The following is a 24554-nucleotide window of genomic DNA, read 5'->3' as shown; positions in this document are numbered from 1 at the left end:
CGCCCCGGCGCCACGGTATCCATGCAGATCTATCTCCCGATCGCGGAAGTCTCGGTCAACGGGCTGGGGCTGCTGCTCATCGGCGCGATGGTCGGGCTCCTGTCGGGCCTGTTCGGCGTCGGCGGCGGCTTCATCCTGACACCGCTGCTGTTCTTCATCGGCATCCCGCCGACGGTTGCGGTCGCCTCGGCGGCGAATCAGATCGCCGGCTCGTCGTTCTCGGCCTTCCTCGCCCACATGCGGCGCAAGACCGTCGACTTCCGCATGGGCAGCGTCCTGCTGGTCGGCGGCCTCATCGGGTCGTTCCTCGGCGTGCGGGCGTTCGAGATCCTGCGCTCCAAGGGTCAGTTCGAGCTGGTGGTGAGCCTGCTCTACGTGGTGATGCTCGGCACCATCGGCTCGCTGATGCTGGCCGAGAGCGTGCGCACGCTGCGCCGGGCCAAGGATCCGAACGCCGCGCTCGTCCGGCGCAAGCGGCACACCTGGGCGCACGGGCTGCCGCTCAAGATGCGCTTCCACACCTCGAAGCTCTACGTGAGCGCCATCCCGCCGTTCGTCATCGGGCTGCTCGTCGGCATCCTCGCGGCGATCATGGGGGTGGGCGGTGGCTTCATCATGGTGCCGGCGATGATCTACCTGATCGGGATGCCGACCAAGGTCGTCGTCGGCACCTCTGTCTTTCAGTTCCTGTTCGTCACCGCCTTCACCGCCATCCTGCATGCGACCCAGAGCGGCACGGTCGACGTGCTGCTCGCAGTCATCCTGCTGCTCGGCGGCGTGATCGGTGCGCAGGTGGGCGTGGCATTGGCCGCGCGGCTGCGGGCGGAGCAGCTGCGCATCCTGCTGGCGCTGCTCGTGGTCGGGGTCTGCCTGAAACTCGCGCTCGACCTCGTGCTGCCGCCGGTCGATCTCTACTCGATCACCAGCCCCTGATGCTGCGGCTGCTCGCGCTCCTCCTGTGGCTCGCCCTGCCGGCGCTCGCCGGCGAGGCGGTCGTGACCGGGGTCTCCACCGACAAGATCGCGCTGAATGCGAACTTCGACGGATCGGAGCTGTTCGTGTTCGGCGCGGTCCGTCGCGACGCCCCGATCCCCACCGACGCCGGGCCGCTCGATGTCATCATCACCATCAAGGGCCCGCCGCGGCAGGTGACGGTGCGGCGCAAGTCTCGGGTGCTCGGCATCTGGGTCAACACCGCGAGTCTCAAGGTGCGGCAGGCGCCGAGCTTCTATGCCATCGCCTCGACCCGTCCCGTGGGCGACCTGCTCGACGAGACCGACCGGCTGCGCTACGGCATCGGCATGGACGAGGCGGTGCGGCGGGTCGCGGGCAGCGACACGATCGAGGACACCACCCCGTTCACCGAGGCGGTGATCCGCCTGCGCATGGCGAACGGCACCTATGCCGAGCTCGACCATGGGGTGATCCTGGCCGAGGATACGCTGTTCCAGACCCGGATCGAGATGCCGGCCAACCTCGTCGAGGGCGACTATGCCGCCCAGTTCTTTCTCGTGCGCGACGGGAAAATCCTCAGCGCGGCCGAGACGACGATCCTCGTCGAGAAGACCGGAATCGAGCGGTGGATCTACAATCTCTCGAAGCAGCAGCCGCTCGCCTACGGCATTCTCGCGGTGCTGGTGGCCTTTGCGGCGGGGTGGATCGCCGCGGAGGCATTTCGGCTGGCGCGGCGCTGAAAGGCCTGCACGCTGAAAGGCCTGCACGGGGCGCATGGCGGCCCTTCCGGATCGTTCGTTGTGCGGTGCAGCGAAACCGCTATCTTGGGGACATGAAGCGAGGCCACGGACGGCCTCGAGGCCAGCAGGCGGATCGCCGCCCGCACACCAGCCAAAGGAGGCTCTCATGGCTCATGCTCTCAACACCACCGCCGCTCTCAACGGTCTTGGCCTGATCGACCGTGCCCGTACCGTGATCTCGCAGTACCGCACCTATCGCCAGACCCTGACCGAGCTGCAGTCGCTCAGCGCCCGCGATCTCGCCGACCTCGGCCTTACGCGCAGCAACCTGCGCGACGTGGCGCGCGAGTCGGCCTACGGTTTCTGATCCGACTCCTGTCTTCGCCGTGCGCGAAGCAGAAGATCAAGCTCGAGCCGGCGGTTGAACACCGCCCGCTCGGACAGCTTCAGGACCTGAAGCAGGTTTTCCCGATCGAGTGAATCGCACGGCAGCGTGGCGAACTCCGACCGGCGGAGAATCATGATCTGCTCTGCCCGGTCCAGCCGGGCTCGGGCAATCTCGATGCGGGCGGCGTTGATCTCCGCGCGCGTTCGACTGTTGAAGCGTTCCTGCAGCATGGCGACCAAACTGCAGATGCTTTCGTTAGGTTCCGGTAATCGCGCCGCGGTGGTTTCGACTGCGACGCGCTGCCGCAGGCGGGCACCTGTCGTCAGGCGCCGGCCAGCTCCGCGGCCACCGGCAGGCCGTGCAGGCGGCAATAGGCCGTCAGCGTGTTGGCAAGCAGGCAGGCGATGGTCATCGGCCCGACGCCGCCGGGCACCGGCGTGATCGCGCCCGCCACCTCCACCGCCGATTCGAAATCCACGTCGCCCACCAGCCGGGCGGCGCCGTCTTCTTCCACGCGGTTGATGCCGACATCCATCACCGTCGCGCCGGGTCGAATCCAGTCGCCGCGGATCAGCCGCGGCCGCCCGACCGCGGCCACGAGGATCTCCGCGCGCCGGCAGACGTCGGCGAGGTCGGCGGTGCGCGAGTGGGCCACCGTGACGGTGCAGTTCTCGCGCAGCAGCAGCTGGGCCATCGGCTTGCCGACGATGTTCGAGCGGCCGACGACCACCGCCTCGCGCCCCGCGAGGCTGCCCAGACGGTCGCGCAGCAGCATCAGGCAGCCGAGCGGCGTGCAGGGCACCATCGCCGGCTGCCCGGTGGCGAGCCGGCCGACGTTGGTGACGTGAAAGCCGTCCACGTCCTTGGCGGGGTCGACCGCATCGAGCACCCGCAGGGTGTCGATCTGCGCGGGCAGCGGCAGCTGCACCAGGATGCCGTGGATCGTCGGATCGGCGTTCAGCCGGGCGATGTGCGCGAGAAGCTCCGCCTCCGGCGTGTCGCCGCCGAGGCGGACCTCCTCCGAGCGCATCCCGGCCTCGATCGTCTGGCGGCGCTTGTTGCGCACGTAAACCTGGCTCGCCGGATCGTCGCCGACCAGGATGACGGCGAGCCCCGGCACGATGCTGTCCCGCGGCAGGTCGGCCACCCGCGCCGCGACGCGCGCCCGGACGCTGGCGGCGAAGGCCTTGCCGTCGATGATCTCGGCCGTCATTCCGCCCCTCCCGAGCCGAGCACCCGTTCCTCGCGGGCGATGGACCATTCGACGATCTGGCGCCACAGGGCTTCAACGAAAGCGACGTCGAGGCCGCCGTCCGCGGCGGCGGCGCAGGCGTTTTCCACCACCTCGTCGACGCGCGCCGGGATGCGGGGGGGCAGGCCCTCGGCTGCCTTGACCTCGATCGCGCGGTCGATGCAGGCGGCGCGCTCGATCAGGAGCGCCACCAGCGCGCGGTCGAGGCGGTCGATCTCGGCGCGCACGGGCGCCATGGCGGGATGGGGCGTCGTCATGGCGCTGGCCTTAGCGGCATCGCCCGGCCGCTGCAACCCGAGGGGTCAGAACAGCCCCTGGATCCGCCCCTCGGCGTCGAGGCGAATCGACGCAGCCGCCGGCACGCGGGGCAGGCCGGGCATCGTCATGATGTCGCCGCAGATCGCCACGACGAAGCCGGCACCGGCGGCGAGGCGGACCTCGCGCACCGGCACCTCGAAGCCGGTCGGCGCGCCGAGGCGGGTGGGGTCGGTGGAAAAGGAATACTGGGTCTTGGCAATACACACCGGCAGGTGGCCGTAGCCCTCGGCCTCCCAGGCGGCGAGCTGGTCGCGGATCTTCGCGGAGACCACCACGCCGTCGGCCCGGTAGATGCGGGTGGCGACGGCCTCGATCTTCGAGAGCAGCGGCAGGTCGTCGGGATAGAGGGTGTCGAACTGCGCCGCGCCGGAGGTGGCGAGGCGGTGGACCTCCTCGGCAAGCTCGAGCGCGCCCTGCGAGCCCTTGGCCCAGTGGCGGCAGAGAACGGCGCGGGTGCCGTGGCCGGCGACGAACGCCTCGACCACGGCGGTCTCGGCGGGCGTGTCGCCGTCGAAGGCGTTGATGGCGACGACGACGGGCAGGCCGTAGCCGCGGACGTTCTCGATATGGCGGCCGAGGTTGGCGCAGCCGCGGGTGACGGCGGCGACGTCCTCGGCGCCGAGCGCGTCGCGGGGGACGCCGCCGTTCATCTTCAGCGCGCGGATGGTGGCGACGATGACGGCGGCATCGGGCCTGAGGCCGGCGGCGCGGCATTTGATGTCGAGGAACTTCTCCGCCCCGAGGTCGGCGCCGAAGCCCGCTTCCGTTACCACGATGTCGGCCAGCGCGAGGCCGGCGCGGGTGGCGATGACCGAGTTGCAGCCGTGCGCGATGTTGGCGAACGGACCGCCGTGGACGAAGGCCGGGGTGCCTTCAAGGGTCTGGACGAGGTTCGGCTGCACCGCCTGCGCCAGCAGGACGGCCATCGCCCCGTCGGCGCCGATGTCGCGGGCGTGGACCGGGCGGCGGTCGAAGGTCTGGCCGATCACGATGGCGCCGAGCCGCCGCTCGAGGTCCGCGAGGTCGGTGGCGAGGCAGAGGATCGCCATCACCTCCGAGGCGACGGTGATGTCGAAGCCGGACTGCCGCGGGAAGCCGTTCTGCGGGCCGCCGAGCGAGGTCACGATGTCGCGGAGCGAGCGGTCGTTCATGTCCATCACCCGGCGCCAGGTGACGCGGCGCGGGTCGATGCCGAGGGCGTTGCCCCAGTGGATGTGGTTGTCGATCAGTGCGGCGAGCAGATTGTGGGCGCTGGTGATGGCGTGGAAGTCGCCGGTGAAGTGGAGGTTGATCTCCTCCATCGGGATCACCTGGGCATAGCCGCCGCCGGCCGCCCCGCCCTTCATGCCGAAGCAGGGGCCGAGCGAGGGCTCGCGCAGGCAGATCGCCGTCCGGTGGCCGAGGGCCGCGAGCGCGTCGCCGAGGCCGACGGTCGTCGTGGTCTTGCCTTCGCCCGCCGGCGTCGGGTTGATCGCGGTGACGAGGACGAGCCTGCCCTGCGGGCGGCTGGCGAGCGAGGCGAGGAAGTCCGGGTCGAGCTTGGCCTTGGTGCGGCCATAGGGATGCAGCACCGCCTCCGGGATGCCGAGCCGCGCGGCGACCTCGGCGATCGGACGCGGGGTGGCGGCGCGGGCGATGTCGATGTCGGACGGCTGAGGCATCAGGATGTCACGCGCGATCTAGGGTTAAGTATCTGATGTCTTGGAGACCAATACTGTGTCATATCACCGCGCGCGGCGCGGCGCTCAATTCCCCCGCCCGCCGAGGCCCGCGAAGAGCCCCGCGTCGCGGGCCGCCTGGCGCAGGGCGCGGGCCTTGTTCTCGCTCTCCTCGAACTCCGCCTGCGGGTCGCTGTCGTAGACGACGCCGCCGCCGGCCTGGACATAGAGCGTGCCGTCCTTCACGACCGCCGTGCGCAGCGCGATACAGATGTCCATGTCGCCGCCGGACGAGAAGTAGCCGACGCCGCCGCCATAGACGCCGCGCTTCTCGGTCTCGAGCTCGTCGATGATCTGCATCGCCCGGACCTTCGGCGCGCCGGAGACCGTGCCGGCGGGCAGCCCCGCGAGCAGCGCCGAGAGGGCGTCGTGCTCGGGCGCGAGCTTGCCATCGACGTTCGAGACGATGTGCATCACGTGGCTGTAGCGTTCGATGATGAACTGCTCGTTCGGGTCGATCGTGCCGATCCGCGCCACCCGGCCCACATCGTTGCGGCCGAGGTCGAGGAGCATCAGGTGCTCCGCCCGCTCCTTCGGATCGGCCAGCAGCTCGGCTTCGAGCGCGAGATCCTCGACGGCCGTGACCCCGCGGCGGCGGGTGCCGGCGATCGGGCGGATCGTCACCGTGTCGCCCTTGACGCGCACGAGGATCTCCGGGCTCGCGCCGACGACCTGAAACCCGCCGAAGTTGAAGTAGAACATGTAGGGGCTGGGGTTCGTCCGCCGCAGCGCCCGATAGAGCGCAAACGGCGGCAGGTCGAACGGCACCGCCCAGCGTTGCGACGGCACCACCTGGAAGATGTCGCCGGCGCGGATGTAGTCCTTGGCCTTTTCGACGATCGCGAGATACTGCGCGTGGCTGGTGTTCGACACCGGCTCGGCCGGGGTCGCGGCACCGAGGTCGCGGCTCATCTGCGCCGGCGTGCGGTCGAGGTCGCGCACCGCGTCCATGACCCGTTCCGCGGCCTGGGCATAGGCGGCGCGGGCGCCGAGGCCGGCACCGGCCCAGGCGGGACAGACCACCGTCACCTCGCCCTTCACCCCGTCGACGATCAGCACGACCGACGGCCGCAGCATGATCGCGTCCGGCAGGCCGAGCGGATCGGGATTGACGTCCGGCAGGTGCTCGACAAGGCGCACCATGTCGTAGCCGAGGTAGCCGAACAGGCCGGCGGCCATCGGCGGCAGGTCGGCAGGCAGCTCGATGGCGCTCTCGGCGATGATCGCCCGCAGCGAGGCCAGAGGGTCGCTTCCGGCATCGGTCCAGCCATCGGGATCGAAGCGGGCAGATCGGTTCACCCGCGCCTGCTCGCCGCGGCATTCCCACACGAGATCCGGCTTCATGCCCATGATCGAGTAGCGGCCGCGCACCTCGCCGCCGGTGACGCTCTCGAGCAGGAAGCTGTCCTTGCGCGCCTCGGTCAGCTTCAGCATCAGCGAGACGGGCGTGTCGAGGTCGGCGACGAGGCGGGTGTAGACGACCTGGTTCCGGCCGGCGTCGAACGCGGTGGCGAAGTCGTCGAAGGTGGGGAAGAGTTGCATGGGCTCAGGGGAACCGGGCGAGGGTCGAACTCGACGAGCGACTGGTTGACCGTGACCCCCTCCGCGGCGCGCAGAGCGCCGGTGTAGAGCGCGAGCACGTCGCCGCGGATCTGATCGTCATACTGCTGCTGCAGCCGGGCGAGGATCGGCGCGTTCGCCGGGTCGGCGAGGTCGAGCGGCGTGGTGGTGGTGAGCACCGCGAGGACCACGCTGTCGCCATCGCGCCGGGTGACGGCGGCGCCGGGCGCGGCCGCGAAGATGTCGGCGACCAGCTCCGGCGGCAGGCCCGGAACCGTATCGCCGCGGGTCAGCGGCCCGGCGGACTGGATCGGCAGGTCGAGCCCCTTCGCCACGTCGGCAAAACTCGTGCCGGCCTTGAGCGCGGCAACGTCGCCGTCGGCCAGCGTCTGCAGGGCGGCAACGGTCTGGTCCGAGGTCCAGTCGGCGGCGACGCGATCGCGGATCTCGGCCAGCGGGATCACCGCGGGCGGGTCGATCGAGTCGACGCGGAGCGTGGCGATCCCGCCGTCGGCGAGCTGGACCGGATCGGTTTCCTCGCCGACCTCGGCCTTCTCGGCGGCGGCGCGGAAGGCCGGGTCGCTCGCGATGGCGTCGCTCGTGGTGGCGTTCAGGCTCACGTGGCCGAGTTCCATCACCGTCTCGGAGGCGATCTCCTCGAGGGTGGCGCCGCCGGCGACCAGATCCTCGATGTGCGGGCCGTCGTCGGCGATCTGCTTCTTCGCGCGGTCGAGGGCGACGTCCTTCGTGAGGTCGGCCTTCGCCTCCTCGAACGGGGTGGTCCTCGCTGCGAGGATGGCGTTCACCCGGTAGAGCGAGGGGCCGAGCGGGGTGTCGACCGGGCCGACGATGCCGGGGCCGGCTGCGCCGAAGACCGCGTCCCGGACAGCCTCGGGCAGGTCGGCGGCGGCGACGGTGCCCTGGTCGGTGTCGCCGGGCTTCAGGCCGCGCTCGGTGGCGAGGGCGTCGAAGTCGATTTCTCCCTTGTCCAGCCGCGACCTGGCGGCGGCCGCCTCGTCCATCGTGCCGAAGGCGAGGCGGTCGAGGGCGCGCCGCTCCGGTGTCTGGAAGCGGGCGCCCTCAGCGTCGTAGGCGGCGCGGAGGTCGGCGTCGGGGATCTCGATCGTCGCCGCGAGGGCGGCGGGCGTGACGGCGGCGTAGCTCACCTGCCGGGTTTCCGGGCGGGTGTAGCGGTCGGCGGCGTGGGCGTCGTGGAAGGCGGCCAGATCCGCGTCGGTCGGTGCCGCGATCGGCGCCGGCAGCTTGGCCGCATCGAGCCGGATCCAGTCGAACCCGCGCTTCTCCCCGAGGAAGGCGAGGACGGATTTCGCCTCCGTGTCAGGAACTTGCGCTGCCGCCGGGATGGCGGCGGCGAGGAGGTTGCGGGAGGCTTCGGAGCGGAGGAGGGCCTCGAACTGGTCGGGGCGGAGGCCGGCGCGTTGCAGGGCGGCGTCGTAGGTCGCCTTGTCGAAGGTGCCGGAGGGGCCGCGGAAGGCGGGCGTCGCGAGGATCTGCTGCCGGACGGCGTCGTCGCCGGTGGAGATGCCGAGGCGCGCGGCCTCGCCGTCGAGCGCGGCGTCGTTGACGAGGCGGCCGAGCACCATGCCGTCGACGCCGTACTGCCGCGCCTCGGCCATGGGCAGCGAGCGGCCCACCTGCTGCTGCAGGGCGCGCAGTTCCTGCTGCATCGCACGGACATACTCGTCGGTGCTCACCTTTTCGTCGCCCACGGTGGCGATGTCGGTGCCGGTGCCGAAATGCCCGGAAACGCCGATGCCGAAGCCGGCGAGGCCGACCATGATCGCCACCATCAGCGCCCAGACGAAAAGGCCCGAGCGCCTGTTGTTGCGGAAGCTTCCGAGCATCGCAGTCCACCGGCCGGGGAAAAGGTGGCCCGGGTCTTACGCGGGTCCCGCCCGGGTGGCAAGGGTGGCGCGCCGGCCGTTAACCCCGCCGCGAGACCATGCACCGACCGTGCACGAACCATGCACCGATCATGCATACGATTTGCCGCCGTTCGGCAGTGGTTAACCGGGAGCCCCTATGCTCCCTGCCGACCCCCGAGACAGCATCGAAGGACCCGAGGCCATGGCCGAGCGTAGACGCTCGAAGACCGAGGAGCGCGCGTATGCCGAGCTGCAGGAAAGGCTGCGCGAGCTGAACGCGATCCGTCTGGAGATGACGACAGCCTTCGAGCGGCTGAAGTTCGACAACCTGCCGCCGGCGTGGGGCGGCATCGAGGACGCGGTGCCGGTCCGGCCGAAGCGGGTGCGGATCACCGCGCTCTACGACGAGGACGTCGCCCGCTTCTTCCGTGGCATGGGCCAGGGCTACCAGGCGCGGATGAACGCGGTGCTGCGCGCCTACATGCTCGCCATCGTCAGCCGGGCGATCAAGAGCAAGCGGCACGAGGACTGGATGGGGCGGGAGATTTGAGGGGCTACCGCTCCCGGCTCGGGTGGAAGACGTAGACGATTTCCACTCTGTCGCCCTCGACGCGGTAGGAGAGGACGTAGCGATAGCGCGAGACGATCAGGAAGCGGCCGAGGCCGCGGGCCTCGCGTTTGCCCATGAGTGGATTGTCGGCGAGATGCGCGGCGCTGTCTTCGATCGCATTGACCACGCGGTCGGCTGCTGCGGGGCTGCGCTCGGACAGCCATTCGTGGATGGCTGCGAGGTCGGCGAGCGCCCGCCGGCTGAAGCGGACGCGAGCCATGCCGGTCAGCGGCGGTGGCGGGCGAAGAACTCCCGGACCTCGGCCTCGGGGGCCGGGTCGAACGGTTCGTCGTGGCGGCGCCTCAGCTCGGCGAGCTCGGCGTCGGTGAAGTCCGGGTCCGAGGCGTGGGTGGCGACGTAGGTCTCGATCAGGGCGGCGAGGCCGTCCTGCGCCTCCGGGGAGAGGGCGGCGCGGGCGGCGGTGAGGGCGGTGTCGAGGCGGGTCATAGGGTAAGGGTAGTCTGGTCTCGCGCGGAATCCAAGTGAGTCCGAGTATGAAGACGGCCGGGAAAGGCGGGTCGTATCAACCTCAATGTTGCCATCTAGGCGATCTGGCACGCATGTTCGGGCCGAACATTCTCATGTATTGATCCTCTACTTGCCATAGCTCGTATATGATTTAGATTGAGCGGCCGGATGATCTCGATCCAAGCTTACACCGGCTCTCTCAGCTCTTAGGCGCACATATCCCCAAATCATTTTCTCCGTAAACTCATACCATCCAGAACGGGAGCCTTTGAGGATACTGGCGTGTGCCGGAGACTTTAGGCTATTGATCCTTTGGTTAAACTTCTTCCGATCCAATGGTTCGCGATCTATAGACCTCATTATGCGCTCATAATTTTCAAAGACATCAGTGCTTCTACGAACCAACTCATGCCCATCTGCAACAGCCCAAAGAACACCCTCGTAATCATCATTATATTTTTGAATGGCTTTTTGATATGGCCCCTTAAGTTCAATGTCCATCGCCTCAGATGCGTCATTCATTGCATTCTGAAAATGAAAGTGGCCAGCGACACCGTTTGCCTCTCGATCTTCAAATACTCGCCAAAATAGCTTCTCAGCTAAAAAATGAACATAATGAGGAAATCCATCCGATATACGCGCAATTCTTAATGATGTGCTTCTGTCGACTGTGATTCCAACTCGGTCGGCGGCTTCTCCAAGAATTTCTTCCCGCGCCTCCCAAGGCAATTGTCCTAATCCAACTGTATGGAAAATGCGCCCCGCACTAGCGTGCGCAGCCATTATGGATTCCGGGCTTTCGCCGATCCCGCAGAAAATGAACTTGATGGGGATATGTCGATCCGAAATCTGCTTCACAAAGCCGACAAACCTCTTTTGCTCACTTTCGTCTTTTATCAAATCAAATTCATCAATTACAATAATTGGATCCCTATCGTAGATATCACACAAGTGAGAGGCCAATCGGACGGCGTCATTGGTAGACCCTGGCTCTGCAACTGGTCCCTCTGTTTGTTGAACTGTTCCAGCGGCATTGACCCCAAATCGCGAGAATCCGCCCGAAATCTCCCGAACCCGCTCTCGAATCTTAGGATTCCTCTGTTCGGAGAATTCAAATATCTCTCTAATAACTGAGAAAAGTGTCGAACCTTCCTCGCAGCCGACCAAGATCGGGTCAGAATGAGAGGCCAAGCTAAAAGCCGCCGTTTGCGCCAAAGAGGTTTTGCCCACGCCGCGAAGGCCGTGGATCAGAACGTGTCTTCCTGGCTGGTAGAATGCTTTTCTAAGGTCAGCCATCTGATGCTGACGGCCTCTGAGCAGTTCCTCGGACTGGAGCGGGCGTGACGGCGAAAGCACTTGCGCTAGGAGTTCGCCGAACTGGTCATGCGAGCTGACCATTACTGCTCGCCGGGTGGTCGGAATCGTCATCATCTAACCACTTTATGTGGCAAACCCGATTCGTACAACTATATCATGTGCAATATTTGCTCACCCCACTACCTCCCCCAACCCCGCCAGCCTCTCCCCCAGCGCCCCCAGCCCTTCCGAGTTGACGTTGGCGAACGCCAGCCGCAGCTGCCGCTTCGCCCGCCCGTCCCCCTCGGGCGCGAACATCGTGCCCGGCAGGGTCAGGAGGGAGAGGTCGCGGACCAGCAAGGGGCAGAGCTCGTTGGACGGCAGGGGGTGCGGGTGTTCGACGTAGGCGAAGTAGGCGCCGCAGCCGAGGACCCGCCAGCCGGGGAGGGAGGAGAGGGCGGCGTAGGCGGCGGCTCGGCGGTGGAGGATTTCGGTCCGTTCGGACGCGAGCCAGTCGGTCAGGTTGCGCAGGCCCCAGAGGGCGGATTTCTGGCCGAGCTGCGGCGGGCAGATCGTCACGGTGTCGAGGATCTTTTCCGCTTCCGCGAGGCGGGCGGGGGCGGCGATCAGGGCGCCCGTGCGGTGGCCGGTCAGGCGGAAGGACTTCGAGAACGAGTAGAGGTGGAGAAGCGTGTCGCGCCAGTCGGGGTCGGTGAAGAGGCCGTGCGGGCGCTCCGGCGCGGTGCGGAAGTCGCGGTAGGTCTCGTCGAGGACGAGGGCGGCGCCCTTCGAGCGGGCCAGCGCCGCGAAGGACTCGATCAGGGCGCTCGGGTACTCGGCGCCGGTTGGGTTGTTCGGGGTGACGAGGACGACGGCGCGGGTGCGCGGGGTCCAGAGCGCCTCGGCCGCCGCGAGGTCGGGGTGCATCCGGGCGTCGCAGGGGAGCGGGATCGCCTCGATGCCCGACATGTCGAGCCACATCTTGTGGTTGAAGTACCACGGCACGGGCAGGAGGACGGCATCGCCGGGCTCGGCCAGCGTCATGATCGCGGTGGCGAAGGCCTGGTTGCAGCCGGCGGTGATCGCCACGTCCTCGGGGCGGATTTCGCCGTCGTAGAGGGCGGACCAGCGCCAGGCGATCTCGGAGCGGAGCGCCGGGTGGCCGAGGACCGGGCCGTAGAGGTGGGTGTCGGGTTCGTCGCGGATCATCGCCGCCATCGCCTCGCGCAGCGCTTCGGGCGGCGGGTCGACGGGCGCGGCCTGGCTGAGGTTGATGAGCGGGCGGTGCGCGGGGAAGTCGAGGCCGGTGAGCCAGCGGCGGGCCTCCATCACCGGCGGCGGGGCGGTGCGGGCGACGAAAGCGTTGAGGGGCGGCATGGCGCGGGGCTCCGGCTGCGGGTCGCGCGAGCGTAAGCCGCCGGGGCGCGGTGGCGCAAGCGGCGGGAGGGGCCGGGGCGCGGAGGGGGTGGTGTCCTGGCGGTGCGGTGGGCGCGCCGCCGGGGGGCCGGTGCCGGGCCGGTCGGCCCGGGGGTGGCGGTGCGGCCGGCGTGTCGCCGCGGCTCAGAGCTGGGCCATCACCTCGTCGGAGAGCTCGACGTTCGCCGTCACCGACTGCACGTCATCGTCGTCTTCCAGCGCCTCGATGAGCTTCATCAGGGTCTGGGCGGCGTCGAGGGGCAGCTCGGTGGTGGTCTGCGGCCGCCAGACGAGCTTGACGTGCTCGGCTTCGCCGAGGGTCGACTCGAGGGCGGTGGAGACTTCCGCGAGGTCGCTGTCGGCGCACCAGATCACATGGCTCTCGTCGTCGGATTCGACGTCCTCGGCGCCTGCCTCGATGGCGGCTTCCATGATCGCGTCCTCGGAGCCGGCGGCGGCGGGATAGACGATCTGGCCCTTGCGATCGAACATGAAGGCGACGGAGCCGGTCTCGCCGAGGTTGCCGCCGCGCTTGGAGAAGGTCGAGCGGATGTTCGAGGCGGTGCGGTTGCGGTTGTCGGTCATCGCCTCGACGATGATCGCGACGCCGTTCGGGCCGTAGCCCTCGTAGCGCACCTCGTCATAGCTCTCGCTGTCGGCGCCGGAGGCCTTCTTGATCGCCCGGTCGATGTTGTCCTTGGGCATCGAGTTGGCCTTGGCCTCCTTCACCGCGAGGCGCAGGCGGGCGTTCTTGTCGGGATCGGGGTCGCCCATCTTGGCGGCGACGGTGATCTCCTTGGAGAGCTTGGAGAACAGCTTCGACCGGGCGGCGTCCTGCCGGCCCTTGCGATGCTGGATGTTGGCCCATTTGGAATGGCCGGCCATGGGAGGCTCCGGGTCTTGAGCGCGTGTCGCGGAAATTCGGTTCGCGGGGTCTTAGCGCAGCGGGGGGCGGGAGTTCAAGGGATCTGCTCCCGGCGGGTGAGACGGCCGCGCAGGGCGCGCGGCAGGTCGCGGGCGGTGTGGAGGATGGCGAGGACGACGATCGCGTCCGATGACAACTGGTCGACGATGATGTAGGGAGCGCCGGCCACCACGAGTTCGCGGGTTCGCCGGACGCGGCCGCGCTTGCCGAGCTTCGGGTTGGACGGCAGCAGGTCGGCGACATGCCGGATCGCCCCGAGGACACGCCGCGCGGCCGCGGGGTCACTCTCGTTGATGTAGTCGAGGATGTCGCGCAGGTCGTCCAGGGCCGGTTGAGCGTATCCGAGCCGCGTCACCCGGGCCAGCCGTAGCGGGCCGAGAGCGACGCATAGGCGTCCTCGGCGGGGATGACGCGGCCCTCCCGGACCGCCTGCAGTCCTGCCTCGATGCGCTCGACCTGCGCGGGCCCGGTGTCGAGGTAGCGGGCGATGGCCTCGCGCAGCACGTCGGCGCGGGTGCGGTCGCTGGCGGCGGCGATGGCGTCGATCTCGGCGAGGAGATCGGCGTCGAGGGTGATGGCGGTCGGGTGCTGGTTCATCGGCCGGTCCCGGGTGGCTTTGGGCGGAGTGTAGCACGCCGCCGGTGCAGGGGCCAACGTCAGCCGGGGACCAGTGGCCAGAAGAACGGGATGGCGAGGCAGGCGGCGATGCCGGTGACGATGTTGAGCGGCAGGCCGATGCGGGTGAAGTCGGTGAACTTGTAGCCGCCGACGCCGTAGACCATCGTATTGGTCTGGTAGCCGATCGGCGTGGCGAAGGCGAGGGTGGCGGCGAACATCACCGCGACGACCAGCGGCCGCGGGTCGAGGCCGAGCTTGTGGGCGAGCGCGATCGCCACGGGAGTCACGATCACCGCCACGGCGTTGTTCGACAGAAGCTCGGTCAGGATCTGCGTCATGAAGTAGAGCACGAACAGGACGGCGAGCGGCGACAGGGTGGCGAGGGTGGGCGAGATCGCGTTCACCACCAGCTCGGCGGCGCCGGAGTGGTCGAGCGCCTCGCCGACGACCAGCATGGCGAGGATGAGGACGAGAAGAGAGGCGCTGACCGTGCTCCACGCCTCCTCCGGCTCGATGGTGCCGGTGACGAGCAGCGCAACGACGCCCATCATCGCGAGGATTCTGGATCGGCGCGATCTCGAACGCCGAGAGGAGCACGATCGTCGCCAGCACCGCGAGCACGAACGGCGCGCGCTCGCGCTTGAACGGCCGGTCGGTCGTCTCGTTCAGGTCGAGGATGTCGACGTCGGCGGCGAGGCGGCGGATATCCTCGGGCGCGCCCTCGAGCAGCAGCGTGTCGCCGACGCGCACCACCACCTCGTCGAGCTTGCGGCCGATGTTCTGGTTCCGGCGGTGGACCGCGAGCGGGTAGACACCGTAGCGTCGGCGCAGGCGCAGGCTGCCGAGCGAGCGGCCGACCAGCTTGCAGTCGGGCATGATGAGCGCCTCGACGGTGGTCGTCGACTTGGAGCCGACCCGATCGACCAGCGCGACCTTGTTGGAGTCCTTCAGGCCCAGCAGCTCGCGCATCTCGGTGCGCAGGACCACGCGGTCGCCTTCGGCAAGGGTCACGTCGGGAAACGCCCGCCGCAGCGACTCGTCGGCGCGCAGCACGTCGATGACGCGCATTCCCTCGCGCTTGAACAGGCCGACGTCCATCACCTTCTGGCCGATCAGCGGCGAGCCCTCGGGCACGACGACCTCGGTGAAGAACTTCAGCTTCTTGCGGGTGCCGAGCAGGTCGGACATCGAATCGCGGTTGGGCAGGAAGCGCGGCACGAGCACCACCATGGCGAGCGCGCCGACGACGCTCACGACGAGGCCGAGCGGGGCGATCTCGAAGAGGTGGAACGGCGCCAGCCCCTGCGCCCGCGCCACGCCGTCGACGAGGATGTTGGTCGACGTGCCGATCATCGAGATCATGCCGGCGAGCACGGTCATGTAGCTGAGCGGGATCAGGAGTTTCGAGGGCGCGAGCCCGAGCGAGTGGGCAAGCTGGATCGTCACCGGGATCATCACCGCCACGAGCGGCGTGTTGTTGGTGAAGGCCGAGGCAAAGGACAGGAAGCAGCCGGCGCCGAACAGCACCAGCATGCGATGCCGCGCGGCATAGTGCGACAGCGTGCGGCCGAGCGCGTTCATCAGGCCGGTGCGCACCAGGCCGCCCGAGACGATGAACATCGCCGCGATCGTCCAGGGGGCGGGGTTGGAAAAGACCTTCAGCACGTTGGCCGAGGGGACGATGCCAGCGATGACCAGCACCGCGGCGCCGAGCATCGCCGTGACTTCGACCGGATAGATCTCGATCACGAACACCACGAACATCGCGGCGAGCACGGCGAGGGTGAAATACGCCTGAAAGTGCGGCTGCGCCGCAAGCTCCTGCCAGAAACTCAACAAAACCGATAATCCCTGATTGTCGCGCTGCACCGCGGCTGGACACCATTGCGCAAGCAACGCGCCGCATTCAAGGCCCCTGCGGTGCCGGACTTCGGCGAAATCCTGCCGAGACATGCCAATTTGTGCGCCATGCGACACGAAGCTCGCGTCTTGGGCGAGCGGGGCGCGCGGTTGCCGGGGGCCGTCAGGGGCCGGATGCCGCGAGGGCGCCGCCGACCCGCACGGGCACGACGCGGCGGGCGAGGCCCGTGGCGTCGTCGGTCTCGACGAACACGCCCGAGAGCGTTGCGGGGCCTTCCGCCGGGGTGAAGCGGGCCTTGGTCATGCCGGTGACGAAGCGGCTGATCGGCTCGAGCTTGTCCATGCCGATGACGCTGTCGTAGTCGCCGCACATGCCGGCGTCCGACTGGTAGGCGGTGCCGCGGGCGAGGATCCGCGTGTCGGAGGTGGGAACGTGGGTGTGGGTGCCGACGACGAGGCTGGCGCGGCCGTCGCACCAGTGGCCGAGCGCGGTCTTTTCCGAGGTCGCCTCGGCGTGGACGTCGACGATCACCGCGTGGACGGTGCCGCCGAGCGTGGCGGGCTTCAGCGCCGCCTCGATCGCCGAGAACGGGTCGTCGAACGGCTGCTTCATGAACACCCGGCCGAGCACCTGCGCCACCATCACCTTGCGGCCGCCGGGGGCGTCGAACACCCGGGCGCCGCGGCCGGGGGCGAGCCGGGCGTAGTTGAGCGGGCGCAGGATGCGCGGCTCCTGCTCGATCGTCGTCGTCATCTCGCGCTGGTCGAAGGCGTGGTCGCCGAGCGTGACGCAATCGGCGCCGGCGGCGAGGATCAGGCTGGCGTGCGCTGCGCTGAGGCCGGCGCCGCCGGTGGCGTTCTCGCCGTTCACCACCACGAAGTCGAGCGCCCACTCGCGGCGCAGCCGCGGCAGCTCGGCGGCGATCGCCGTCCGCCCGCTGCGCCCCATCACGTCACCGAGAAACAAGAGCCTCATGTCCTGCCCTTAGACGCGCGCCGCGCTGCCGGCAAGCCGCGAGGCGGAATCGCAAGGCAAGCGACCGAAGCGGGGTGTGACGAGCCGAGGCACCGACCCGGTTGCGCCGGCGGCTGGCCTTCACTCCGGACGGATCACCCCGGCCTCGGTCGCCACGGCATCGAGCTGCATGTCGGTCGCCTCGACCGGCAGCAGCGGGAGCTGCTGCGCGGCGTAGGCGAGGCCGAGGGCGAGCACTGGTCCGCGGGCGCGCAGCCCGGCGATCGTGCGATCGTAGAAGCCGCCGCCGTAGCCCAGCCGGTGGCAGCGGGCGTCGAAGGCCAGCATCGGCACGATCAGCACGTCCGGCTCCACCTCGGCGCCGTCGCGCGGCACCGAGGTGCCGAACGGTCCGTCCGCCATCGCCGCGCCGGGACGCCAGGCGCGGAACGCCAGCGGCTGGCCGCGGCCGGGGATGACCGGCAGCGCCACCTGCGCCCCGAGGCCGGCGAGGGTCAGCATCAGCGGCATGGCGTCGATTTCGCTGCGGATCGCGAGATAGGCCGCGATGGTCCGCCCCGGCCCGGCCGTGCCGCCGAGCGCCTCGAGCGCGTGACCGGCGGCCCGCCGCGCCGCGCCGATGCCACCGTCATGCGCCCGGGCGCGGACAGCGAGCGCCTCCGCGCGCGCGGCGCGCTTCGCGTCCGGCAGCGGCGTCAAGCCGGTGATCCGATGGCAGGCAGAGCGGCGGGCCCGGCGCGACCGTGGAGGCGTGCAATCCTTGAGAGCCTGGCTAACCAGGTGGGCACCAGATGCGATAGGCCAGGGCCAGTCACAGAGCCGGCTCCCTCAAGAATATGTAAGGCCACTAGGATTTGGGCCCCTCACGGGAAGGCTAGAACCCGCCGCCTGTCAATGTAGTGCCGGTGCGGCCGGTTTGGAAGTCCCCGGCGGTGCGGGATGGGGGGCTTCAGGCGCCGGCGGGGCGTTCCATCAGGATCCAGGTGGTGCCGTCGGTCTGCCAGTCCTCCTTGGCCATCGGTGCCTCGTCGGCGACGCGGAAGCCGAACGATTCGTAGAGGCGGCGGGCGTTGGCGTTGGCGTCCTCGACGATCAGGCTGAGCCGGCGCGGCCCGGCGAGGCGGGCGGCCTCCGCGAGCAGGCGCCGGCCGAGGCCGCGGCGGCGGAACTCGGGGTAGACCGCAAGGACGTTGACGTACTGGCTGCCGAGCGCGCGGTTCTCCAGCGCCTGCAGGGTGGCGACGATCGGGCCGAGGCCGTCGAGGGGCTCGGGCGTGTCGCCGATCGGACAGGTGACGAGCGCGGCGGCGACGCGGCCGTCGATCTCGGCCACCGTGGCGTTGGTCCAGGAGAAGCCGGAGTTGTCGCGGCTGGCGCGGGCGATGCCGATCTCCATCGGGTCCTGCCCGGGGGCGGCGGAGCGGCGCCAGAGGAACGACGGCAGGCCGTGCCCCGCCATGTCGCCGAGCCGGGCGAGGTCGGGGGCATCGGGGCGCCGCGCCGGGCGGATCGTGACGGAATCGGACTTTGCCATCTCTGGTGCCATGGCTGGCCTCCCTTGTCTGGCCTTGGTTGCGCCGGCACGGGCGTAATATGGGGGGTGCCCGGGGCTGACCTGCGCCGGCAGTTTGCCTGAAACCGGCCGTTGGGATAAGCGGGAATGCGCGGCGCGGGCGTGAATCCCGGCCGCTGCCGGCCGGGGCGGTGCCGGCGACGCGGGCCGCCCTGCGGCTGTTCCCGGAGGAGCCGGATGCGGGCACCCTTCCTCGTCATCGGCGCGGCGCACTGGGACGTGGTTGCCCGGGCGGCGGCGGCGCTCGGGCGCGGTGCGGACGTGCCGGGACGGGTGGAGCGCCGGCCGGGCGGCGTGGCGCTGAACCTCGCGGCCGGGCTCGCCGCGGCGGGTCAGCCGGTGGAACTGGTCGCCGCCGTCGGTCGGGATCATGCGGGCGAGGCGCTGGCCGCGGCGATCGCGGCGGCCGGGATCGGCGAACGCGGGCTGCTGCGGCAGGGGACGACCGACGCCTACGTGGCGATCGAGACGGCGGACGGCGCGCTCCACGCCGCGGTGGCGGACTGTGCCGGACTGGAGCGGGCGGGCGCGGGGCTGCTCGCCGGGCTCGACGCGCTGGCGCTGCCGTGGGGCGGGACGGTGGTGCTGGACGGCAACCTGCCGGCGGCGGTGCTGGCGGGCGCCGCCGGGCACCCGGGGCTCGCGGCCGCGGCGCTGGTGCTGGTGCCGGCGAGCCCGGAGAAGGCGGCGCGGCTCGGGCCGCTGCTGGGGCGGCGGCCGGTGGCGCTCTACGTCAACCGGGCCGAGGCCGAGGCGCTGGCCGGGCAGGCGCTGGCCGACAGCGCCACGGCGGCCCTCGCGTTGCTGCGGCTGGGCGCGGCGAGCGCTGCCGTCACCGATGGGGCCGCCGCCGCGAGCGTCGCGGATGCCGACGGGGTGGTCAGCGCGATGCCGCCCGCTGCCGCCGGCGGCGTGACGGGCGCCGGCGACCGCTTCGTGGCGCGCCATCTGGCGGCGCGGGCCGACGGGCTGGCGGCCGGGCCGGCGCTTGGCCTTGCGCTCGCGGCCGCGGCCCGGCACATCGCGGGAGCTGCCCCAGCCGGAGCCTCCGACCGATGATCGCGCCCCCTCTCGCCTTTTCCGCCGACGTTGCCGCCGCCCGCGCCTCCGGCGCCCCGGTGGTGGCGCTCGAATCGACCATCATCACCCACGGGATGCCGTTCCCGCAGAACCTCGAGACGGCCCGCGCCGTGGAGGCGGAGGTCCGCGCCGCCGGCGCGGTGCCCGCCACGATCGCGGTTTCGGGCGGGCGGATCCGCGTCGGGCTGGATGCGGACGCGCTGGAGGCGCTGGCGGCCGCGCCGGACGTGCGCAAGCTGTCGCGGGCCGATCTGGCGGTGGCGCTGGCCGAGGGGTGGACCGGGGCGACGACGGTGGCCGCGACGATGATCTGCGCGCGGCTGGCCGGGATCGAGGTGTTCGCCACCGGCGGCATCGGCGGCGTGCACCGCGGTGCGGAGACGAGCTTCGACGTGTCGGCCGACCTGTCGGAACTGGCGGCAACGCCGGTGACGGTGGTGGCGAGCGGCGCCAAGGCGATCCTCGACCTCGCGAAGACGCTGGAGGTGCTGGAGACGCTGGGCGTGCCGGTGATCGCTGTGGGGCAGGACGCGCTGCCCGCGTTCTGGTCGCGCGACAGCGGGCTGCCCGCGCCGCTGCGCCTCGACGACCCGGGCGCGATCGCGCGGGCGCACCGGATGCGGGGGTGGCTCGGGCTGCCGGGCGGGCAGCTCGTCGCGAACCCGATCCCGGTCGAGGCGGAGATCCCGGCCGCCGAGATGGCGCCGCACATCGCCGCGGCTCTTGCGCGGGCCGAGGCCGAGGGGGTGGCCGCGAAGGCGGTGACGCCGTTCCTGCTGGCCGAGATCGGCCGGGCGACCGAGGGGCGGGCGCTGGCGGCGAACATCGCGCTGGTGCGCAACAATGCCCGCCTCGCGGCCCGGATCGCGGTGGAGCTGGCGAAGGGGTAGGCGGCCCGAGGGGCAGGCGGACGGCGACGGAGGCGGGTGCTCGCGCCCATGAGTCACGGGGCGCGACAAGCGAGCGCACTGCCTTCGCCGCGCCAACGGCGGGGAGCGCGGAGGCCGTCAGGGGCCGAGAATTCTGCGGCAGGGTGCCGATCCAGACGTGGCTGCCCCGGCGGTCGCGTGTGCGCGACTGCCCTCCGAAAAGGGCAGTCGCGGCTGGATTTGTCGACGGACGAATCCGTCTGGCGTCGGCGTCTCGGGAGGCGACTGGCCGGGCGGCTGCCCGGCCGGTGCGCGGCGTTACCCCCGGCTCGACACGAAACCGACGATCTCCTTCGTGCGGGCGAGGATCGGCGCGGCGATCTCGTCGGCCTTGTCGGCGCCCGCGCCGAGGATGCGGTCGATCTCGGCCGGGTCGGCCATGTAGCCCTGCATCCGCGTGGTGATCGGCCCGAGGTGGGCCACCGCGAGGTCGGCGAGTGCCGGCTTGAACACGGAGAACGGCTGGCCGGCGTACTCCGCCACCACCGCGTCGGCGCTGGTGCCGGCGAGGGCGGCGTAGATGTTGACGAGGTTCGCCGCCTCCGCCCGCCCGGCCAGCCCCGCCGCCGTCTCCGGCAACGGCTCCGGGTCGGTGCGGGCCTTGCGGATCTTCGCCGCGATCGTGTCGGCGTCGTCGGTCAGGTTGATCCGGCTCATGTCCGATGGGTCGGACTTCGACATCTTCTTCGTGCCGTCGCGCAGGCTCATCACCTTGGTCGCCACGCCCTCGATCACCGGCTCGGTGACGGGGAAGAAGTCGACGCCGTAGTCGTGATTGAACTTCATGGCGATGTCGCGGGTCAGCTCGATGTGCTGCTTCTGGTCCTCGCCTACGGGAACGTGCGTGGCGTGGTAGAGCAGGATGTCGGCGGCCATCAGGCTCGGATAGGCGAGGAGCCCGAGCGAGGAGTTCTCGGCGTTCTTGCCCGCCGTCTTGTCCTTGAACTGGGTCATCCGGTACATCCAGCCGATGCGCGCGACGCAGTTGAAGATCCAGGCCATTTCCGCGTGGCCTGAGACCTGGCTCTGGTTGAAGAGGATCGAGCGCGCCGGATCGAGGCCGATGGCGAGGAAGGCCGAGGCGACCTCGCGGATGGCGTTGCGCAGCTTGACCGGATCCTGCCACACGGTGATCGCGTGCATGTCGACGACGCAGTAGAGCGTCGGCACGCCGGAATCCTGCATCTCCACCCAGCGCCGCAGCGCGCCGAGATAGTTGCCAAGCGTCAGGTTGCCCGACGGCTGGATGCCGGAAAACACGCGGGGGGCGAAGCTTGCTTCGGCCATGGGACTGGCTCCGATACTCAGGGTGCGCGTTAATGCCGCCGCGCCGGGCCGGCGTCAACTCCGGGGGCGGGGAAGGGCGCGACCGAAGCGGGCTTGCCCGCGAGTGATTGCCCCGACAAGCGAACGCACTGCGTTCGCCGGGGCGACGGCAGGAGCGCGGGGACCGCGCGGAAGCCGTCAGGGGTGGAGATTTCTGCGGGAGAGCACCAATCCGGCCGTGGCTGCCCCGGCTGGCGCGGCAACGCGCCTGCCCCCCGCAGGGGTGACGCGGACGGATTTGTCACCCGCCAAATCCGTCTGGCGCGACCGTCTCAAGTCGTGGGCGGCCGGGGCTCTTCCCCGGCCTTGCTGGCGCTCAGTGCAGCACGCGCGCGAGGCGTTCCAGCGCCCAGTCGATTTCCGCGCGCTCGATCACCAGCGGCGGCGACAGGCGGATGGTCTGGCCGTGCGTCTCCTTGGCGAGGATGCCCTCGCCGCGCAGCGCCTCGACCACCGGGCGGGCCGGGCCGGCGTCGGCGTGCAGCTCGACGGCGAGCATCAGGCCCCGGCCGCGGACTTCGGCCACCCGGTTCGAGCGGATCGCCCTCAGACCGTCGAGGAAGTAGGCGCCGAGCTCGGCGGAGCGCTCGACCAGCCCCTCCTCGACGATGACGCGCAGCGCGGCGCGCGCCACGGCGCAGGCCAGCGGGTTGCCGCCGAAGGTCGAGCCGTGCTGGCCGGGCTGGAGCACGCCGAGCACGTCGGAGGTCGCGAGCACGGCGGAGACCGGGTAGAAGCCGCCGCCGAGCGCCTTGCCGACCAGCGTCACGTCGGCGACGATGCCCTCGTGTTCCTCGGCGAGCAGCTTGCCGGTGCGGCCGAGCCCGGTCTGGATCTCGTCGAGGATCAGTGTGACGCGGTTCGCGGTGCAGATCTCGCGCACGCGGGCGAAGTAGCCGGCGGGCGGCAGGATGACGCCCGCCTCGCCCTGGATCGGCTCGGCGAGGACGGCGACGGTGTTCGGGGTCACGGCGGCCGCGAGCGCGTCGGCGTCGCCGAACGGCACGACGACGAAGCCGGGCACGAACGGGCCGAACCCGCCGCGGGCGTCGGGGTCGGTCGAGAACGACACGACGCCGAGGGTGCGGCCGTGGAAGTTGCCGGCGCAGACGATGATCTCGGCCTGCCCCTCCGGCACGCCCTTGACCTCGTAGCCCCACTTGCGCACCGCCTTGACCGCCGTCTCCACCGCCTCGGCGCCGGAGTTCATCGGCAGCACCTTCTGCGAGTTCGTCAGCGCCGCCAGCTCCTCGTAGAACCGCCCGAGCTGGTCGTTGCGGAAGGCGCGGCTGGTCAGCGTCAGCTTCTGCGCCTGCTCGACCATGGACGCGAGGATCTTCGGGTGGCAGTGGCCCTGGTTCACCGCCGAGTACGCCGAGAGGCAGTCGAGGTAGCGGTTGCCCTCGATGTCGGTCAGCCAGACGCCCTTGCCCTCGGTCAGCACCACGTCGAGCGGCCTGTAGTTCGCCGCGCCGAGGCGGCTCTCCAAGGCGATGAGGCCGGGGGTGTCGAGCATGTCCATGTCCTCAGGCGGCCGAGGTGGCGCCGGGCTTGCGGTCGAGCACGCGCCGGCCGAACAGGCTCGCGACCAGCTCGGTGGCGGCGAGCGCGGTGCGGCCGCGGGTGTCGAGGAACGGGTTCAGCTCCACCACGTCGAGCGAGCCGACCAGCCCCGCGTCGGACAGCATCTCCATGACGAGATGCGCCTCGCGGTAGGTGGCGCCGCCGGGCACGACGGTGCCGGTGCCGGGCGCGACCTCGGGGTCGAGGAAGTCGACGTCGAAGCTGACGTGCAGCCAGACGCCCTTTTCCTGCCAGCGGGCGATGCGCTCGGCCATCAGCGCCGCGACGCCGCGCTCGTCGATCTGGCGCATGTCGACGACATCGACGCCGTGGGCCCGGAGCCGCGCCCGCTCGCCCGGGTCGATCGAGCGCGCGCCGAAGACGTGGAGGTTCGCGTGCGCCACCGGGTCGACCGGCCGGTCGAGGATCGGGGCGAGCACCGGCTCGCCGGCAAGGAAGGCGAGCGACATGCCGTGCAGGTTGCCGCTCGGCGAGGTGGCGGGGACGTTGTAGTCGGGATGCGCGTCGACCCAGAGCACGGCCAGCTCGCGGCCGGTCGCGGCGCAGTGCCGGGCCACGGCGCTCACCGTGCCCATCGAGATCGCGTGGTCGCCGCCGAGGAAGATCGGCACGCCGCCGCGGGCGGCCATGGCGTGCGCGCGGCCGTGGATCTCGCGGATCCAGCCGGAGATTTCCGGCAGGAAGCGGCAGCGGGCGGCGGCGTCGGGGTCCATCGCCACGTCGGCGGGCGGGGCGTCGTGCAGGTTGCCGTGGTCGCTGACGCGGTGGCCGAGCTCGGCGAGCGCCCGGGCGAGGCCGGCGGTGCGCAGCGCGTCCGGCCCCATCAGCGTGCCGCGCGAGGCGGCGCCAAGCTCCTGCGGCAGCCCGAGGATCTCGATGTCGAGGCCGGTGATCCCGGCGGCTTCGGGCCCGACGGTTTCGGGGCTGACGGATCCGGGCCCGGCGGCCTTCGGGGCGAGCGCGGCGGGGCGGGAGTCGAGCACGGGCGGAATCTCCGGGGCACTGGCAACGGTGGGATGCAACCGAGGATAGAGGTGCGCCGCAGCGAGGAACAGGGCAATTCGATCCGGCCCCCGC

Annotated in this window: 24 protein-coding genes and 2 pseudogenes; 6 read left to right on the top strand and 20 right to left on the bottom strand. The window is 70.4% G+C overall.

The genetic code is table 11. The features are described from left to right. Nucleotides 1-21: 21 nt before the first annotated feature. The 3 genes from QM699_RS14845 to QM699_RS14835 all read left to right on the top strand — a co-directional run bounded on the left by QM699_RS14845 (nucleotide 22) and on the right by QM699_RS14835 (nucleotide 2061). Nucleotides 22-933: a sulfite exporter TauE/SafE family protein gene (locus QM699_RS14845; protein WP_415011856.1), complete on the top strand. Its 912-nt coding sequence runs from the start codon at nucleotides 22-24 to the stop codon at nucleotides 931-933. Next, nucleotides 933-1694 (top strand): TIGR02186 family protein, encoded by a 762-nt coding sequence (locus QM699_RS14840; protein ID WP_415011855.1) that lies wholly within the window; start codon nucleotides 933-935, stop codon nucleotides 1692-1694. The genes QM699_RS14845 and QM699_RS14840 overlap by 1 nt, the downstream gene beginning before the upstream one ends. A 166-nt stretch (nucleotides 1695-1860) precedes the next feature. Continuing rightward, a complete protein-coding gene (locus QM699_RS14835) occupies nucleotides 1861-2061 on the top strand; it encodes a DUF1127 domain-containing protein (RefSeq protein ID WP_415011854.1) in 201 nt (66 codons plus the stop codon). On the opposite strand, the gene QM699_RS14830 is transcribed toward QM699_RS14835, so the two are convergent. From QM699_RS14830 to QM699_RS14805, 6 genes are all read right to left on the bottom strand, one after another. Further along, nucleotides 2049-2312, bottom strand: coding sequence for a hypothetical protein (locus tag QM699_RS14830; protein WP_415011853.1), 264 nt, complete (start codon nucleotides 2310-2312; stop codon nucleotides 2049-2051). The genes QM699_RS14835 and QM699_RS14830 overlap by 13 nt on opposite strands. A 92-nt stretch (nucleotides 2313-2404) precedes the next feature. Further along, complete coding sequence (folD, locus tag QM699_RS14825) at nucleotides 2405-3295, bottom strand: bifunctional methylenetetrahydrofolate dehydrogenase/methenyltetrahydrofolate cyclohydrolase FolD (protein WP_415011852.1); 891 nt, start codon at nucleotides 3293-3295, stop codon at nucleotides 2405-2407. After that, on the bottom strand, nucleotides 3292-3591 hold the full coding sequence (locus QM699_RS14820; RefSeq protein WP_415011851.1) for a chorismate mutase: 300 nt from the start codon (nucleotides 3589-3591) through the stop codon (nucleotides 3292-3294). The genes folD and QM699_RS14820 overlap by 4 nt, the downstream gene beginning before the upstream one ends. A gap of 45 nt (nucleotides 3592-3636) precedes the next feature. Continuing rightward, nucleotides 3637-5313, bottom strand: coding sequence for a formate--tetrahydrofolate ligase (locus QM699_RS14815; protein WP_415011850.1), 1677 nt, complete (start codon nucleotides 5311-5313; stop codon nucleotides 3637-3639). Nucleotides 5314-5397: 84 nt separating this feature from the next. Beyond that, nucleotides 5398-6912 (bottom strand): anthranilate synthase component I, encoded by a 1515-nt coding sequence (trpE, locus tag QM699_RS14810; protein WP_415011849.1) that lies wholly within the window; start codon nucleotides 6910-6912, stop codon nucleotides 5398-5400. Next, the gene (locus QM699_RS14805) at nucleotides 6804-8795 is read right to left on the bottom strand and encodes a SurA N-terminal domain-containing protein (RefSeq protein WP_415011848.1); all 1992 of its coding nucleotides are present in this window, start codon (nucleotides 8793-8795) and stop codon (nucleotides 6804-6806) included. The genes trpE and QM699_RS14805 overlap by 109 nt, the downstream gene beginning before the upstream one ends. 223 nt (nucleotides 8796-9018) lie before the next feature. Here QM699_RS14805 and QM699_RS14800 point away from each other — a divergent pair, with 223 nt between their 5' ends. After that, complete coding sequence (locus QM699_RS14800; protein ID WP_415011847.1) at nucleotides 9019-9366, top strand: BrnA antitoxin family protein; 348 nt, start codon at nucleotides 9019-9021, stop codon at nucleotides 9364-9366. Between the two features lie 4 nt (nucleotides 9367-9370). Here the strand turns inward: QM699_RS14800 and QM699_RS14795 are convergent, their stop codons facing one another. The 11 genes and pseudogenes from QM699_RS14795 to QM699_RS14745 all read right to left on the bottom strand — a co-directional run bounded on the left by QM699_RS14795 (nucleotide 9371) and on the right by QM699_RS14745 (nucleotide 18531). Further along, on the bottom strand, nucleotides 9371-9646 hold the full coding sequence (locus QM699_RS14795) for a type II toxin-antitoxin system RelE/ParE family toxin (RefSeq protein WP_415011846.1): 276 nt from the start codon (nucleotides 9644-9646) through the stop codon (nucleotides 9371-9373). A gap of 5 nt (nucleotides 9647-9651) precedes the next feature. Further along, on the bottom strand, nucleotides 9652-9873 hold the full coding sequence (locus QM699_RS14790) for a hypothetical protein (RefSeq protein ID WP_415011845.1): 222 nt from the start codon (nucleotides 9871-9873) through the stop codon (nucleotides 9652-9654). 147 nt (nucleotides 9874-10020) lie between these two features. After that, nucleotides 10021-11322, bottom strand: coding sequence for an ATP-binding protein (locus QM699_RS14785; RefSeq protein ID WP_415011844.1), 1302 nt, complete (start codon nucleotides 11320-11322; stop codon nucleotides 10021-10023). Nucleotides 11323-11382: 60 nt separating this feature from the next. Then, nucleotides 11383-12567: an aminotransferase gene (locus QM699_RS14780; protein WP_415011843.1), complete on the bottom strand. Its 1185-nt coding sequence runs from the start codon at nucleotides 12565-12567 to the stop codon at nucleotides 11383-11385. A 183-nt stretch (nucleotides 12568-12750) separates the two neighbouring features. Then, nucleotides 12751-13491 (bottom strand): YebC/PmpR family DNA-binding transcriptional regulator, encoded by a 741-nt coding sequence (locus QM699_RS14775; protein WP_415011842.1) that lies wholly within the window; start codon nucleotides 13489-13491, stop codon nucleotides 12751-12753. 74 nt (nucleotides 13492-13565) lie between these two features. Continuing rightward, on the bottom strand, nucleotides 13566-13886 hold the full coding sequence (locus QM699_RS14770; RefSeq protein WP_415011841.1) for a type II toxin-antitoxin system RelE/ParE family toxin: 321 nt from the start codon (nucleotides 13884-13886) through the stop codon (nucleotides 13566-13568). Next, nucleotides 13883-14095, bottom strand: a pseudogene (locus QM699_RS14765) (CopG family ribbon-helix-helix protein); the annotation flags it as partial. The pseudogene QM699_RS14765 and the gene QM699_RS14770, both read right to left, overlap by 4 nt. 92 nt (nucleotides 14096-14187) lie before the next feature. Then, nucleotides 14188-15913, bottom strand: a pseudogene (locus QM699_RS14760) (SLC13 family permease). A 259-nt stretch (nucleotides 15914-16172) separates the two neighbouring features. Next, on the bottom strand, nucleotides 16173-16985 hold the full coding sequence (locus tag QM699_RS14755; protein WP_415011840.1) for a TIGR00282 family metallophosphoesterase: 813 nt from the start codon (nucleotides 16983-16985) through the stop codon (nucleotides 16173-16175). Between the two features lie 120 nt (nucleotides 16986-17105). Continuing rightward, nucleotides 17106-17684 carry a 5-formyltetrahydrofolate cyclo-ligase gene (locus tag QM699_RS14750; RefSeq protein WP_415011839.1) on the bottom strand — a complete coding sequence of 193 codons (579 nt, stop codon included), beginning with the start codon at nucleotides 17682-17684 and terminating at the stop codon, nucleotides 17106-17108. A 250-nt stretch (nucleotides 17685-17934) separates the two neighbouring features. Then, complete coding sequence (locus QM699_RS14745; protein ID WP_415011838.1) at nucleotides 17935-18531, bottom strand: GNAT family N-acetyltransferase; 597 nt, start codon at nucleotides 18529-18531, stop codon at nucleotides 17935-17937. Nucleotides 18532-18735: 204 nt separating this feature from the next. On the opposite strand from QM699_RS14745, the gene QM699_RS14740 reads away from it, so the two are divergent. Further along, the gene (locus QM699_RS14740; RefSeq protein ID WP_415011837.1) at nucleotides 18736-19617 is read left to right on the top strand and encodes a PfkB family carbohydrate kinase; all 882 of its coding nucleotides are present in this window, start codon (nucleotides 18736-18738) and stop codon (nucleotides 19615-19617) included. Continuing rightward, nucleotides 19617-20528 (top strand): pseudouridine-5'-phosphate glycosidase, encoded by a 912-nt coding sequence (locus QM699_RS14735; protein ID WP_415012764.1) that lies wholly within the window; start codon nucleotides 19617-19619, stop codon nucleotides 20526-20528. Before QM699_RS14740 ends, QM699_RS14735 begins: the two co-directional genes overlap by 1 nt. A 297-nt stretch (nucleotides 20529-20825) precedes the next feature. Here the strand turns inward: QM699_RS14735 and trpS are convergent, their stop codons facing one another. The 3 genes from trpS to rocF form a co-directional block, all read right to left on the bottom strand. Next, on the bottom strand, nucleotides 20826-21854 hold the full coding sequence (trpS, locus tag QM699_RS14730) for a tryptophan--tRNA ligase (RefSeq protein WP_415011836.1): 1029 nt from the start codon (nucleotides 21852-21854) through the stop codon (nucleotides 20826-20828). Between the two features lie 355 nt (nucleotides 21855-22209). Continuing rightward, nucleotides 22210-23409: an ornithine--oxo-acid transaminase gene (gene rocD / locus QM699_RS14725; protein WP_415011835.1), complete on the bottom strand. Its 1200-nt coding sequence runs from the start codon at nucleotides 23407-23409 to the stop codon at nucleotides 22210-22212. A gap of 10 nt (nucleotides 23410-23419) precedes the next feature. After that, nucleotides 23420-24460 carry an arginase gene (rocF, locus tag QM699_RS14720; protein WP_415011834.1) on the bottom strand — a complete coding sequence of 347 codons (1041 nt, stop codon included), beginning with the start codon at nucleotides 24458-24460 and terminating at the stop codon, nucleotides 23420-23422. Between the last annotated feature and the right edge of the window lie 94 nt (nucleotides 24461-24554).

This window comes from Amaricoccus sp., from assembly GCF_047602525.1.
In the GTDB taxonomy this organism is placed as follows: domain Bacteria; phylum Pseudomonadota; class Alphaproteobacteria; order Rhodobacterales; family Rhodobacteraceae; genus Amaricoccus.
Note: the sequence above shows the minus strand (reverse complement) of the source record. Positions and strands in the feature narration are given on the sequence as shown.